This window comes from Flavobacterium sp. 83, from assembly GCF_000744835.1.
GTDB lineage: Bacteria > Bacteroidota > Bacteroidia > Flavobacteriales > Flavobacteriaceae > Flavobacterium.
Genome location: NZ_JQMS01000001.1, coordinates 3,049,744 through 3,063,900 on the forward strand (window position 1 = coordinate 3,049,744; position 14,157 = coordinate 3,063,900).

Annotated in this window: 12 protein-coding genes and 1 pseudogene; 4 read left to right on the plus strand and 9 right to left on the minus strand. The window is 35.6% G+C overall.

Annotation, left to right across the window (positions count from 1 at the left end; translation table 11 throughout):
• The first annotated feature begins 1 nt into the window (after nucleotide 1).
• Genes T410_RS13330 through T410_RS13345 form a run of 4 tightly spaced genes read left to right on the plus strand, consistent with a single transcriptional unit; the run spans nucleotide 2 to nucleotide 3,761 of the window.
• Nucleotides 2-673 (plus strand): DUF1080 domain-containing protein, encoded by a 672-nt coding sequence (locus T410_RS13330; RefSeq protein ID WP_238567379.1) that lies wholly within the window; start codon nucleotides 2-4, stop codon nucleotides 671-673.
• Between the two features lie 49 nt (nucleotides 674-722).
• Complete coding sequence (locus T410_RS13335; protein ID WP_035674556.1) at nucleotides 723-1,961, plus strand: nucleoside permease; 1,239 nt, start codon at nucleotides 723-725, stop codon at nucleotides 1,959-1,961.
• Nucleotides 1,962-1,972: 11 nt separating this feature from the next.
• Entirely contained in the window at nucleotides 1,973-2,866 is an 894-nt protein-coding gene (locus T410_RS13340; protein ID WP_035672602.1) for a hydroxypyruvate isomerase family protein, read from the plus strand.
• Nucleotides 2,867-2,885: 19 nt separating this feature from the next.
• Complete coding sequence (locus T410_RS13345) at nucleotides 2,886-3,761, plus strand: sugar phosphate isomerase/epimerase (RefSeq protein WP_035672605.1); 876 nt, start codon at nucleotides 2,886-2,888, stop codon at nucleotides 3,759-3,761.
• Between the two features lie 345 nt (nucleotides 3,762-4,106).
• On the opposite strand, the gene T410_RS13350 is transcribed toward T410_RS13345, so the two are convergent.
• From T410_RS13350 to pcaH, 9 genes and pseudogenes are all read right to left on the minus strand, one after another.
• A complete protein-coding gene (locus T410_RS13350; RefSeq protein WP_035672608.1) occupies nucleotides 4,107-6,401 on the minus strand; it encodes an NADP-dependent malic enzyme in 2,295 nt (764 codons plus the stop codon).
• 60 nt (nucleotides 6,402-6,461) lie between these two features.
• Nucleotides 6,462-7,676 carry a 3-oxoadipyl-CoA thiolase gene (gene pcaF, locus T410_RS13355; RefSeq protein ID WP_035672611.1) on the minus strand — a complete coding sequence of 405 codons (1,215 nt, stop codon included), beginning with the start codon at nucleotides 7,674-7,676 and terminating at the stop codon, nucleotides 6,462-6,464.
• 6 nt (nucleotides 7,677-7,682) lie between these two features.
• Complete coding sequence (locus T410_RS16770) at nucleotides 7,683-9,029, minus strand: 3-oxoacid CoA-transferase (protein ID WP_081897843.1); 1,347 nt, start codon at nucleotides 9,027-9,029, stop codon at nucleotides 7,683-7,685.
• Between the two features lie 54 nt (nucleotides 9,030-9,083).
• A complete protein-coding gene (locus tag T410_RS13365) occupies nucleotides 9,084-10,274 on the minus strand; it encodes a 4-hydroxybenzoate 3-monooxygenase (protein WP_193743746.1) in 1,191 nt (396 codons plus the stop codon).
• 20 nt (nucleotides 10,275-10,294) lie between these two features.
• Nucleotides 10,295-10,675: a 4-carboxymuconolactone decarboxylase gene (gene pcaC, locus T410_RS17355; protein ID WP_369793038.1), complete on the minus strand. Its 381-nt coding sequence runs from the start codon at nucleotides 10,673-10,675 to the stop codon at nucleotides 10,295-10,297.
• Between the two features lie 9 nt (nucleotides 10,676-10,684).
• Nucleotides 10,685-11,419: pseudogene (gene pcaD, locus T410_RS13370) on the minus strand (3-oxoadipate enol-lactonase); the annotation flags it as partial.
• 6 nt (nucleotides 11,420-11,425) lie between these two features.
• Complete coding sequence (gene pcaB, locus T410_RS13375) at nucleotides 11,426-12,736, minus strand: 3-carboxy-cis,cis-muconate cycloisomerase (RefSeq protein WP_035672615.1); 1,311 nt, start codon at nucleotides 12,734-12,736, stop codon at nucleotides 11,426-11,428.
• A gap of 23 nt (nucleotides 12,737-12,759) precedes the next feature.
• The gene (gene pcaG, locus T410_RS13380; RefSeq protein WP_202963247.1) at nucleotides 12,760-13,296 is read right to left on the minus strand and encodes a protocatechuate 3,4-dioxygenase subunit alpha; all 537 of its coding nucleotides are present in this window, start codon (nucleotides 13,294-13,296) and stop codon (nucleotides 12,760-12,762) included.
• 4 nt (nucleotides 13,297-13,300) lie between these two features.
• On the minus strand, nucleotides 13,301-14,008 hold the full coding sequence (gene pcaH / locus T410_RS13385) for a protocatechuate 3,4-dioxygenase subunit beta (RefSeq protein ID WP_035672618.1): 708 nt from the start codon (nucleotides 14,006-14,008) through the stop codon (nucleotides 13,301-13,303).
• Nucleotides 14,009-14,157: the final 149 nt, after the last annotated feature.

The window sequence follows — 14,157 nt, forward strand, 5'->3', positions numbered from 1 at the left end:
CATGGTACAAATTACAAATGCCCAAAATGAGTTTAAACCACTTTTTGATGGAAAAACTACAAACGGTTGGCATACTTATGGAAAAAAAACAGTAGGTACCGCTTGGAAAGTTGAAGATGGCACATTGCATTTTGACCCATCAGAAAATACAAATGGTCAGGGAGGAGATATTGTAACAGATAAGGAATATACTAATTTTCATTTAAAATTAGAATGGAAAGTAGCTCCAAAATCGAATAGCGGAATTATATTTTACATTCATGAAGATCCTAAAAAATTCAAGAATACTTATGAAACTGGTTTAGAAATGCAGGTTTTGGATAATGATGGACATCCTGATGGAAAAATAAGTAAACATAGAGCAGGAAATTTATACGATCTAATAAAAAGTGATATTGAGCCTGTTAAACCTGTTGGAGAATGGAATACTGTTGAAATAATTAGTGATAATGGCCAACTTACTTTCAAATTGAATGAGGTGATTGTTGTAAAAACAACCCTTTGGGATGACAATTGGAAATCACTTATTGCTGGAAGTAAATTTGCTTCTTGGAAAAGTTTCGGAACCTTCAAAACTGGAAAAATAGCCTTGCAAGATCATGGTGAAAATGTTTGGTATAGAAATATTGTACTTAAAGAATTACAACCAGACCAATTATTTGTTTCGAATTAATATTAAAAATAAAAACTATAACCAATTTATATTAACTAACCTAAAACCAATGAATACCACAATCCGAATTAAATTATCTGTAATGATGTTCCTAGAATTTTTTATCTGGGGCGCATGGTTTGTAACACTAGGCACTTTCCTCGCAAGTAACTTACATGCTTCAGGTTCAGAAACTGCTGCCGTTTTTTCTACACAATCCTGGGGTGCAATTATTGCTCCTTTTATTATTGGTTTGATTGCAGACCGTTATTTTAATGCTGAGAAAATTTTAGGTATTCTTCATTTGATTGGCGCATTTTTGATGTATCAAATGTATGTCTCTGATGATGTTACTATTTTTTACTCATATGTTTTAGGATATATGATTTTATATATGCCAACATTGGCATTAGTAAATTCAGTTGCTTTTAATCAAATGAAAGATCCAGAAAAAGAATTTGCAAACATAAGAGTTTGGGGAACAATTGGTTGGATTTTAGCCGGGCTATCCATTAGCTTCTTATTTCATTGGGATTCAGTTGAAAGTGTTACTCAGGGATTACTAAAAAATACGTTTCTTTTAGCAGGAATTGCTGCTTTAGTTTTAGGAATATTTAGTTTTTCATTACCAAAAACACCACCAAAAGTAACTGACGAAAAAATTAAAATTGGAGATATTATTGGTCTTGATGCTTTAAAACTTTTAAAAGATAAAAACTTTGCAATATTTTTTATATCATCAATTCTTATTTGTATTCCTTTAGCTTTTTATTATCAAAATGCGCATCCATTTTTAACTGAAGCAGGAGTTGAAAATCCAACAGGAAAAATGGCCATTGGACAAATATCCGAAGCATTATTCTTATTATTAATCCCAGTGTTTTTTAGCCGTTTTGGTTTTAAGAAAACCATTTTATTAGGAATGTTAGCTTGGGCTATTCGCTATGTTTTGTTTGCCTATGGCAATGGAAGTGATTTGAGTTTTATGCTTATAATAGGCATTGCTTTACACGGTATTTGCTATGATTTCTTTTTTGTATCTGGTCAAATATACACCAACTCTAAAGCGGGTGAAAAATATAAAAGTGCTGCACAAGGATTGATTACACTAGCTACTTATGGCGTAGGTATGTTAATAGGTTTTGGAGTTGCAGGTTGGATTACCGATAATTATAAAACGCTTGATGGAGCAATTGATTGGAGAATGGTTTGGATTATTCCAGCAGGTATTGCTTTAGGTGTATTTTTACTTTTTGCACTTTTATTTAATGATAAAAGTAAAACAGAAAATGAAATTACTACAGTATAAAAACAAAATATATGAGTACTAACATAAATAGAAGATCGGTTATAAAAGGAATTCTTGCGGGGACAGCCGCCATGAGTATTCCAACTGGTTTTTCTGCTTTGGCTATGCCAAAAAATGAAACAGATATGGCGTCTAATTTTTTAAAAGGAAACATAAATCACTCCGTTGCGAGATGGTGTTTTAACGATTTTGACATAGAAAATCTTTGTATCGAAGTAAAAAAATTAGGAATTACAGGTATCGATTTAGTTGGGCCTAAAGATTGGCCTACGTTGAAAAAATATGATTTAGTATCTACCATGTGTAATGGTGCTGAAATTAATTTAGTTGATGGTTTCAACGATGTCAAATTCCATGAAATACTTATAAAAAATTATACGGAAATGATTCCGTTAGTTGAGAAAGCCGGATATAAAAATCTCATTTGTTTTAGCGGAAGCAGAAGAGGATTAACAGATGAGGAAGGTTGGAATAATTGCGTAATTGGTTTGCAAAAACTAATTCCTTTGGCAGAAAAACATAATGTAACTCTGGTAATGGAACTTTTAAATAGCAAAATAGATCATCATGATTATCAATGCGACAGAACATTTTGGGGAGTTGAATTGGCAAAACGTTTGAATTCTGAAAATTTCAAGTTGCTTTATGATATTTACCACATGCAAATTGATGAGGGAGATGTCATTAGAAACATAAGTGAAAACCATCATTATATTGCCCATTTTCATACTGCAGGAGTTCCAGGCAGAAATGAAATTGACGATACACAAGAACTAAATTACCCGGCAATTATGAGAGCAATTGCCAAAACCGGTTACAAAGGATTTGTAGGTCAAGAGTTTATCCCAAAAAATCCAAACAAACTAGCCTCCTTAAAACAAGCTATTACAATATGTGATATTTAATAATTTAAAAAAATAACTAATGATAAAAAGAAGAGATTTTTTAATAAAGAGCGGTGTGGCTTTGGGAGCATTAGCTATTGCTCCGTCATTTGCATTTACTTCAAAAAAGAAACCAATTGGGATTCAATTATGGACTTTAAGAGATACTTTGCCTAAAGACGTAAAAGGTGTATTAGCTCAAGTTGGAAAAGTTGGATTTAATGAAGTAGAAACTTTTGGTTATTCCCCAACTAATGGTTTTTTTGGGACTTCTGTAAAAGACTTTAAATCAATGCTGTGTGACAATGGTTTAAAAGCGACCAGTAATCATTTTGATTTTAATGGATATATAGAAAATGGTTCAACGGAATCTATTAAATCTTACATTGAAACTGCTAATATATTAGGAAGTGACTATATTACAGTGCCTTATATAGTACAAAACTTAAGAGGAAAAAGTGTTGATGATTATAAAACATTAGCTTCAAAAATAAATCATGCTGCTGAGCTTTGTAAAGCATCAGGTTTAAAATTGGCCTATCACAATCATGATTTTGAATTCGAAAAATTTGAATCTACTACAGGATATGAGATTTTACTAAATAATACTGATAAAAACTTAGTTGATTTTGAAATGGATCTATACTGGGTATTTCGTTCCGGAAATAATCCTTTGCAATTATTTAAAGAGCATCCTGGACGTTTTAAAATGTGGCATGTGAAAGATATGGATAAAATAAATCCAGCTTTTAATGCCGAAATTGGAACTGGTTCGATAGATTTTAAGGCTATTTTTGCTGAAGCTGAACTTTCTGGAATGAAACGTTTCTTTTTGGAACATGAATCTAATTACAAACCTAGTCCAATAGAATCTGCAGCAATAAGTTATACTTACATTAAAAATAACTTAATATAATAGTCTAAAGAAATATAGTGCTTTAAAAAGAAGCTATCCGAATACATTGCCCCCAAAAAGTCAGAGACTATAGGGGGTATTTTTATGCAAAGAAAAATAAAGTATGATTATGTATTTGAACTTGAATATATATTGTTAGTTACTAATCTGTACTATTCTTGTAAATCTGTATCAAATCAAAAATCTAATATTTGTAAATAATTTCTTACATAAATAGAATAAATGTTTTTTTTGCTCTTAAATACTAATTATTAAAACAAAAAAAAATGTCCGAAAATTACTTTTCGGACATCCTTGCCATTATAAGGTTCATTTTATAATGAGCGGTCTGCAAAAAACTATTCTTTAAACAATCAATTTTGCTTTCTTTCTTTTCTCCCTTTCCTGAACATCAATCACCGCTACGGCTGTCATATTTACAATTTCATTTACGCTTGCCCCTAGTTGAACAATATGAACTGACTTACTAAGTCCCATCATTATTGGACCAATAGAATCGGACTTATTGAGTTCTTTCATTAATTTATACGTAATATTTGCCGACTCTAAATTAGGAAAAATTAAGGTATTTACTTTTTTGCCAGCCAATTTAGAAAACGGGAATTTACTTTGCAACAAGTCAGTATTCAACGCAAAATCAGATTGTATGTCTCCATCTACAACCAAGTCCGGTTTTTTAGCGTGTAAAATTTCAACCGCTTCTCTCACTTTGCCAGCATGAGGATGTATCGAAGATCCAAAATTAGAATACGATAACATAGCCATCACGGGATCAAAACCAAAAGTGGTCGCTACATTAGCTGTCATTTGGGCAATATCAGCCAATTCTTCTGCAGTAGGATCAATATTTATAGCAGTATCTGCTAAAAACATAGGACCTCTTTCAGTTGTCAAAATATTAACTGTTGCCACTTTTTTTACATTTAAAGCTTTTCCTATTACTTCAAATATGGGTTTAATCACCGTAGGATATGCTCTTGAATATCCTGATATCATACCGTCTGCATCTCCTTCAAGTACCATCATCGCCCCAAAATAATTACGCTCTCTCATTTTTATTTGGGCACCATAAAGTGTCACACCACTTCTTTTTCTGTTGTTCCAAAATTTAGTGGCATATTCATTTCTCACTTCATACGATTCTTCTGCAGTGGTATCAATTATTAGTACATCGGCACCAAATTCAATTTCCTTTTTTAATTCGACTATTGTTTCCTTATTTCCTAATAATATTGGGATTGCAATTCCTTCATCATAAACAATTTGGGCTGCTTTCAACACATCCAAATGGTCTGCTTCAGCAAAAACTATTTTCTTAGCATTCATTCTAGCGCGGCTGTGCAGCATACGTACCACTTTATTATCATTCCCGGAACGCTGCAACAATTCTTCTCTGTACTTGTCCCAATCAGCAATAGGCATTTTGGCAACACCACTTTCCATAGCCGCTTTGGCAACAGCTGGAGGAATTGAAGAAATTAATCTGGGGTCAAATGGTTTTGGAATAATATAATCTCTTCCAAAAGTAAGACGAGTCTCGCCATAAGCAATATTCACTTGCTCCGGAACAGCTTCTCTAGTCAAATCGGCTAAAGCTTTTACAGCAGCCATTTTCATTTCTTCATTTATTTTTGTTGCTCTTACATCTAGTGCACCTCTAAAAATAAATGGAAATCCCAAAACATTATTTACTTGATTAGGATGGTCTGAACGACCCGTTGCCATAATAATATCTTTTCGGGTACTAACTGCCAGGTCATACGCAATTTCAGGATCTGGATTCGCCATAGCAAAAACAATCGGATCTTTGGCCATAGCCAGTAACATTCCCGGATTTACCACATCAGCAACGGAAAGACCTATAAAAACATCGGCATCCACCATCGCTTCTTCTAGTGTGTCAATCTTTCTGTCTGTGGCAAACTCAAGTTTTTCAGCAGATAAATTTTCTCTATCACTTCGAATAACTCCTTTGCTGTCCAACATTACAATATTCTTGGCATTAGCTCCAAAAGCTTTGTATAATTTGGTGCAAGAAACTGCAGCTGCACCAGCACCGCTGACAACAATGCGAACTTCTTCTATTTTCTTCTTGGTTATTTCCAATGCATTTAACAAGGCTGCAGCCGATATAATAGCCGTTCCGTGTTGGTCATCATGCATTACCGGAATATCCAATTCTTCTTTTAATCGTCTTTCGATTTCAAAAGCTTCCGGTGCTTTGATGTCTTCTAAATTGATACCTCCAAAAGTAGGAGCCATAATTTTTACCGTTTCAATAAACTTGTCTATATCTTTAGTATCCAATTCAATATCAATACTATCAATATCAGCAAAAATCTTGAATAACAAGCTTTTACCTTCCATCACCGGCTTTGAAGCTTCAGGTCCAATATCTCCTAATCCTAAAACAGCTGTACCATTAGTAATCACTGCAACAAGATTTCCCTTTGCCGTATATTTATAAACATCATCCTTATTCTTAAATATTTCCAAACAAGGTTCAGCAACACCTGGAGAATAGGCTAATCCTAAATCTCGTTGGGTAGCATACGGTTTTGTTGGTACGATTTTTATTTTTCCGGGTTGTGGATTGGCGTGGTAAGCCAAAGCCTCACTTCTTAATTTTTCGTTACTCATAATTTGGTATTATTTTAGTAGTGTATTCTTTAAAATTAAATAAGCTAAATTTTTTTTAAACTATTTTACATTTATATTTTCGATAATTACGGCATACCCCATTCCCACACCAATACACATGGTGCATAAGGCATATTTTTTATTTTGTTTTTGAAGCTCGATAGCTGCAGTTTGAATTAAACGGGTTCCTGACATTCCTAACGGGTGTCCGAGTGCAATGGCGCCACCGTTTGGATTTACTCTTGCATCATTATCTGCTAATCCTAGTGCTCTTGTACAAGCCAAAGCTTGGGCTGCAAAGGCTTCATTTAGTTCTATAATATCTATTTCGTCTAATGTTAAACCCGCTTTTTGAAGTGCTTTTTGGGTAGCTCCTACAGGCCCTATTCCCATTATTCTAGGTTCTACACCAACCATTGCCGAAGAGACAATTCTGGCTAATGGTTTTAGATTGTATTGCTTAATGGCTTTTTCAGAAGCTAAAAATAATGCCGCTGAACCGTCATTAAGACCTGCAGCATTACCGGCAGTTACACTTCCTTCTTTCTTGAAAGCAGCTCTTAAAGTCGCCAGCTTTTCTAGAGAGGTATTACCCTTTATAAATTCATCTTTAGAAAATAAGGTAACAATCCCTTTTTTATCTATCAGTTCCACTGCAATTATTTCTTCATCAAATCGTCCGTTTTGTTGTGCAGCGAAAGCTTTTTGTTGTGAATTATAGGCGAATAAATCTTGATCTTCTCGACTTATGTCATACATTTCGACCAAATTCTCTGCAGTAATTCCCATTGCATCTGTACCATACATGGCTTCCATTTTTGGGTTTACAAAACGCCATCCAAAACTCGAATCAAACATCTTTGCATCATTCCCAAAAGGCTTCGAAGTCTTAGAAATAACCCAAGGGCTACGCGTCATATGCTCCATTCCTCCTGCGATCATAATATCGGCATCCCCCACCTGAATACTTCGTGAAGCATCTATAACCGCTGACATCCCTGAAGCGCAAAGGCGATTGACCGTTTGAGCCGGAACTGTGAAAGGTAATCCTGCTAATAATGTTGCCATTCGAGCTACATTTCTATTGTCTTCTCCAGCCTGATTATGGTTTCCCAAAATCACCTCGTCAATCATTTCAACAGGAATATTCGGGTTTCTTTTTACTAATTCTTGGATTGTTAATGCTGCCAAATCATCCGCTCTTACAGCAGATAGACTTCCTCCAAAACTTCCTATTGGTGTTCGAATTGCATCTATGATATAGGATTGATTCATAATTTTCTAGTTTAATTTTTCAATAAATTTCGCACTCGTTTTGGCTCGTACCTCTTCTAATGAACTGCCATGCATAATTTCGATTAAGGTTAGTTTTCCTTCATCAAAAGAAAAAACGGCTAAGTCCGTGATAACTAAATCCACAACATTCGAAGCAGTAAGCGGTAAAATACATTTTGGTACAACCTTCGAAGAACCATCAGGATTTGAATGCGTCATGGTGATAATTAATCTTTTAGCTCCTTTGGCCAAATCCATTGCACCTCCAACACCCAATAACGGTTTTCCAGGGACAGCCCAATTGGCCAAATTGGCAAATTCGTCTACTTCTAAACCACCCATAATAGCAGTATCCACATGCCCACCACGAATCATAGCAAAGGAATCGGCACTATCAAAATAGCTACTTCCTTTAAGTGCAGTAACAGGAATTTTACCTGCATTTACTGGATAATCCATAGCACCGCCACCGTCAGTTGGAACTGGTCCTACGCCTAACATTCCGTTTTCGGTATGCAGGATAATACCATGAGCATCAGTTATCAAATCAGCAACTAATGTTGGTATTCCTATGCCTAAATTCACCACATCTCCTTTTTTCAATTCTTCCAAGGCACGTTTCGCCATATTCATTCGGCTTTCATCCACCTTTTTAGAAGTCGAAACCGAAGCAGAACTTCCTAAGTCCTCCAAAGTAATTTTGGCTTCGACCAAATAATCTACAAAGCAACCCTGTGTATGAACAAATTCAGGCAAAATTTCACCTACGGGAACAATTTCTTCGACTTCGGCAATAACCAAATCAGCGGCAGTTGCCATCGCTTTATTGAAATTATTTTCGGTCATACGGTATTGTAAGTTCCCTGCTGTATCCGCTCTCCAAGCCCGAATAAAGGCTACATTCCCTCGAATTCCTTTAATAAAAACCTGCTCAACATCATCAATTATTTTGGTTTCTCTACCCTCGGCAATTAATGTTCCAGCGGATGTTGGGGTATAAAAACCGCCTATTCCTGCTCCACCCGCTCTAATCGCTTCGGCTAGCGTTCCTTGAGGCAAAAGTTCATATGCGACCTGACCCGTTTGTGCTGCTTTTACTGCATCTGGATTGGAAGTAAAAAAGGAACCAATCATCTTTTTAAGTTGTCCATTCCGCAATAAACGTCCGCCTCCGAGACCGGCTTCACCAGTATTATTGCCAATAAAAGTTAAGTTTTTTGTACCAATTTCTGCCAACGCATGCATTAAGTGAACAGGATTTCCTGTCATTCCAAAACCACCTTGCAGTAGTGTATCACCTTCTTTTACCATTTTGGCAGCGGTATGTAAATCTATAATAGGGACTTGTTTCATTTCGTTTTTTGTAAAATATTCATATAAATGGAATGCAATTTTGAATTTAAAAATTTATTCAAAAGCTTCAAAAGGCAATCCTACATAATTCTCGGCAATGGTCGTAGCGTACGCTTCAGAAATAGCTATATAATCAAATTTAGCTTGTTGCATGCTGTACTGAAAAGAACCGTGTTCTTCTTGTTTATGGAAAAGAGCCGTCATAAAATTAGAAAAATCCTGCGCACGCCAAATGCGTTTTAAAGCTGTTTTAGTATAAGCATCCAACGTTTCCATTGCATTATTTTTGTAAAAATCAACCAATCCATCCACTAAATGTTTGACATCAGCAACAGCTAAATTAAGTCCTTTCCCTCCTGTTGGCGGCACTATATGAGCCGAATCACCTGCCAAAAACAATCGTCCATATTGCAAATTATCAATCATGTAACCGCGCATAGGCGTTATGCTTTTTTCGAAAATAGGTCCCGATTTCAATTCCCATCCTTCAGTTCCCAAACGAATTGCCAATTCTTCCCAAATGCGTTCGTCTGGCCAGTTTTCAAGCGTATCATCATTATCAACTTGAACGTACAAACGGCTTACTTCTTCAGAACGAAGACTGGAAAGTGCAAAACCATTTTCATGATAGGCATAAATCAGCTCTTCGGATGATGGAGCAACATGGGCAAGAATGCCTAACCAACTAAAAGGATACGTGTGCGTAAATTCATTATAGCTTTCTTTAGGCAATGTTTTTCTACCCAAACCATGAAATCCGTCGCAAGCCATGGCAAAATCACAGTCAATTACTCCTTGCTCGCCTTCGTGTTGAAAGTAAATTTTTGGATTATTGGTTTCGAAATCTTCAATTTTTTCAGCTTGTGCTTCAAAATAAATTTTCCCTCCAGAAGAAAGCCAAGCCTCAGTAAGATCTTTTACAACTTCTTGCTGACCATAAATAGTGATTTTGCGACCACCGGTAAGTTCGTCAAAAGGTACTCTTACTCGTCTCCCATTAAAACTTAAATAAACACCATGATGTTCTAATCCTTCTTTCACAAGACGATCAGCTACACCTAAATCTTTAAATATATCTACCGTATTTTGTTCTAACAATCCTGCTCTCACACGAGATTCTATATAGGTACGACTTTGACGCTCAATGATTACGGCTTCAATTCCATTTTTTTTAAGCCAAATAGCAAGCGTAAGTCCAGCCGGACCAGCACCGATGATGCCAACCTGAGTTTTTATATTTTTCATTTTTTAAAGTGTCTTTTGGTTTATTTTTTATTTTCTCTAAATACCTCTTCAGTGGTATGAATCGCTTCGTTGGCAGCAGGTAAACCACAATACAAAGCGGATTGCATGATAACTTCTTTGATTTCCTCCTTGGAAACTCCATTATTAAAAGCCGCTTTGATGTGCATTTGTAATTCTGCTTTTCGGTTTAAGGCAATTAGCATGGCAATGGTAATCAGGCTTCGATTGTGTTTTGATAATCCCGGTCGAGTCCAAATTTCGCCCCAAGCATAATTGGAGATAAAATTTTGAAATTCTCCATTTAATTCATTTATATTTTCATTCGCTTTATTGACATGAGTATCACCCAAAACAGTTCGTCTTACGTGCATTCCTTTTTCGAAAGTACTTTCGCCAACAATAAAATCAATAAGTATTTCTGAATATTCTTTTGGAAGTTCTGTGCTTGACAAATGACGAGCAGGAAGTACTTTCAGACTTGCATTTGGAATATTTCTCACCAATACTTCCGCTTGTGCAACATTGGTAACAACATCTTCATCTCCAGTAATAACTAATGTTTCAGCGGTGATTTTATGCAAATGGTCTCTAAAATCAGCATCTCTTACCGCAGCACAACTATTGGCATATCCAAGCGCATTGTTTTTAAGAAAAACAGTTTTAATTTCAGCAATTCTGTTTGGATTTTTTTCTCTGAAACCATCGGTAAACCAACGCTCCATTGTCCCTTCAACAATAGCTTGCATTCCATCTTTGATAATGGTATTGATTCTGTCGTTCCAAGCTGAAACTGTTCCAATTTTAGCATCAGTATTGCTTATAATCAATTTTATAATTCTGTTGGGATGATGAATTGCGAGCCATTGTCCAATTAATCCCCCCATTGAAAGCCCACAGAAATAAGCATTTTCTATCTTCAACTCATTTAATAAGTCAACAACGTCATTACCCAATATATCAATCGAATAAGGACTATCTGTAACTTCACTTCCACCATGCCCGCGAGTATCGTATTGCAACACACGAAAATAAGGCAATAAGTAAGGAACCAATTCTTCCCACATTCCCATATCGGCACCTAAGGAATTAGAAAAAACTAAAACCGGACTGTTTGGCGTTCCCGTTATTTTATAATTTGTTTTCATCTTCGTTTATTGGTATTTCTTTACAACTTGGTCGATTAATTCCAAACTTAACCCAATAGCATTTTTTGGATCAAATAAAGCATCTAAATCCGCTAGTTCGATATTCATTTCGAGCACCACTTCTTTTAAATGTCTCTTCTCTTCAATAGCTTTCTTGCAAGCCTTTTCTATGGATTCATGTGCAGCGGACTTGCCTATTTCTTGGGCTAATGCCAAAGCTAAATTTTCAGCATAGATTAGGCCTTTGGTCAATTCAAGATTGGCTAACATTTGTTTTTTATCAACTTCCAATCCTTCGATTAAAGCAATGCTTTTTTCAACAGAACCAGCGGTTAATTGCATAATTTCGGTCAATACTTCCCATTCGGAATGCCATAAACCCGCCGAGCGTTCGTACTCTTGAGGCATTGCTGAAAGTATCGTCGCAACCAAATGTGGCAACCGATTCGTATTCGCCAATATTGCTGCACAAGTCACTGGATTTCGTTTATGTGGCATCGTACTTGAACCGCCTTTTCCATCGGCTGCACCTTCAAAAACTTCTCCAACTTCAGTTTGCATTAATAACGAAATATCTTTCGCCATTTTCCCTAAACTGCCACTTAATATAGCCAAAACACTTGCTATTTCAGCCAAATTATCTCGGTGCGAATGCCAGGTAAATGAAGGCTTTAAACCTAATAAACGAGCAAACTCCTCTTGAATTTCGATTGAAATATTTGTATTCGCATTTCCTACTGCTCCACCTAATTGCACTACTAAAACTCGTTTCTTAATTTCTTGTAGGCGTTGTTTACTTCTTGTTACAGCTGTTAACCAACCCGCCGTTTTGAATCCAAAAGTCGTAGGTTTTGCTTGTTGCAAAAGCGTGCGGCCTATCATAATGGTTTGGCGATACTTACTCGTTAATACGATTAATTGCTCTTCTAAAAGATTAACCTTGGCATCCAACCAAACTATAAATTTTTGTATTTGTAAAACTGTTGCGGTGTCAACAATATCTTGACTAGTTGCACCCAAATGAATAAATTTGGCCGCTTCAATATCTTTATTTTTTACAATTTGTGTCAATTGTTTAATCAAAGGAATTGCAGCATTTCCGCCAAGCGCTATCTCTGATTTAAGTTTTTCAATATCAATTTCAGAAGTAATACAATTTGCTTCTATTGTTTCGGCAATAGCTTTACAGAACAACCCATTATTCGCTTGGGCTTTCGCCAAAGCTGCTTCAACACTTAGCATTTGTGCAATAGCTTCTGAATCAGAAAACAGCGCATCTACTTCTTTCGAATAAAATAATTGGGTGTATAAGCTCATAAATACTATTTTTAAATTAATTGTTAAATAGCAAAGAAAACAGTCTCCTTCTCCCCTTGCATATGAATATCTAACTCGTAAAATCCTTCCTTTTTCTGGGCAATAATGGTATTTCTTCTTTCTGAATCAATCGTATTTAAAACAGAATCCTGTTCATTTAACACTTCTTCATCCGAAAAATAAACCCTTGTATACGAATGGATTAATTGTCCTCTCATAAATATAATAAGGGTAACGTAAGGAGCGTGCCCATCAACTGATTTTGGTTTTATCGTTTCAAAAATAAATTGATTTTCAGCATCTGTTCCTGTACCAAATCTACCAAAAAATTGATTCACTCCGTCATTTTGCCAAAGTTCTATCATGGCATCAGGAATTGGATTATTTTCTCCATCAAAAATTTTCCCTTTTATCGTTATAATATCCGAAAGTTTACCAAGATTTACGATACGGTTATCCACTAAATTTATAAAATCATAGCAGTATTGCTTAGGTGTAAGTCCATAAGCAAAATAAGGACCAACGGTTTGCGAAGGTGTTTGTAGCATATTTGTGTCCATAATTTTATCTGTTTTCAAATGGTGTTGCCTGATTTCCTCTTAAAACGATATCAAAACGATAACCCAACGCGAAGTTAGGTTCAGTTATATCTAAGTCAAATTTAGAAATCAACAGTTCTCGACCTTTCGCTTTTACGGCTTGATAAATAGGGTCATACTGCAACAACGGATCGCCAGGAAAATACATTTGTGTAACTAATCGACTGGAAATTTCATTACCAAATAACGAAAAATGAATGTGATTGGGACGCCATGCATTAGGATGATTTCCCCATGGATACGCTCCCGGTTTTATGGTATAAAATCTATAATTCCCTTCGGAATCTGTCATACAGCGTCCAGTTCCTAAGAAGTTTGGATCCAAAGGAGCGTCATGTTGGTCAACCTTATGTACATACCGACCTGCTGCATTGGCTTGCCAAATTTCAATCATCGTATGAGGCATAGGTTGTCCTTTTTCATTCATCACTTTTCCATGAACTACAATACGTTCACCTATTGGTTCTCCGTTTTGGATTGAATTTTTAGTCAAATCATGATCAAAAGCACCCAATTTAAAATCCTCAAAAAGTGGCCCTGTTTTTTCTGCCAACGATTTTTTCAAAACAATTAAAGGCATACTTGGCGCACGTAAAATTGTGGATGCATATTCTGGATACAATAATGATGGTTGCACTTCTATATCAAAGGAGCTTTCTGTAAAATCACTCATATCATAATATTACTGGTTATAAAAATCTACAAAACAAATGTATTCTAAGTGATCATTACAATTTTGGACTATCTATATATATTCTTGCACAAAAGAAACATTTAGTGTTTTTAATTCAAAAAAAAATGATACTATTGTAACCTCAAATT

Excerpts from the sequence above, each read along its gene's own strand:
- pcaH (WP_035672618.1), bottom strand. The coding sequence starts at position 14,008 with ATGAGTGATTTTACAGAAAGCTCCTTTGATATAGAAGTGCAACCATCA.
- T410_RS13330 (WP_238567379.1), top strand. The coding sequence starts at position 2 with ATGGTACAAATTACAAATGCCCAAAATGAGTTTAAACCACTTTTTGAT.
- pcaB (WP_035672615.1), bottom strand. The coding sequence starts at position 12,736 with ATGAGCTTATACACCCAATTATTTTATTCGAAAGAAGTAGATGCGCTG.
- T410_RS13335 (WP_035674556.1), top strand. The coding sequence starts at position 723 with ATGAATACCACAATCCGAATTAAATTATCTGTAATGATGTTCCTAGAA.
- T410_RS13350 (WP_035672608.1), bottom strand. The coding sequence starts at position 6,401 with ATGAGTAACGAAAAATTAAGAAGTGAGGCTTTGGCTTACCACGCCAAT.
- T410_RS16770 (WP_081897843.1), bottom strand. The coding sequence starts at position 9,029 with ATGAAACAAGTCCCTATTATAGATTTACATACCGCTGCCAAAATGGTA.
- pcaG (WP_202963247.1), bottom strand. The coding sequence starts at position 13,296 with ATGGACACAAATATGCTACAAACACCTTCGCAAACCGTTGGTCCTTAT.
- T410_RS13365 (WP_193743746.1), bottom strand. The coding sequence starts at position 10,274 with ATGAAAAATATAAAAACTCAGGTTGGCATCATCGGTGCTGGTCCGGCT.
- T410_RS13340 (WP_035672602.1), top strand. The coding sequence starts at position 1,973 with ATGAGTACTAACATAAATAGAAGATCGGTTATAAAAGGAATTCTTGCG.
- pcaF (WP_035672611.1), bottom strand. The coding sequence starts at position 7,676 with ATGAATCAATCCTATATCATAGATGCAATTCGAACACCAATAGGAAGT.
- T410_RS13345 (WP_035672605.1), top strand. The coding sequence starts at position 2,886 with ATGATAAAAAGAAGAGATTTTTTAATAAAGAGCGGTGTGGCTTTGGGA.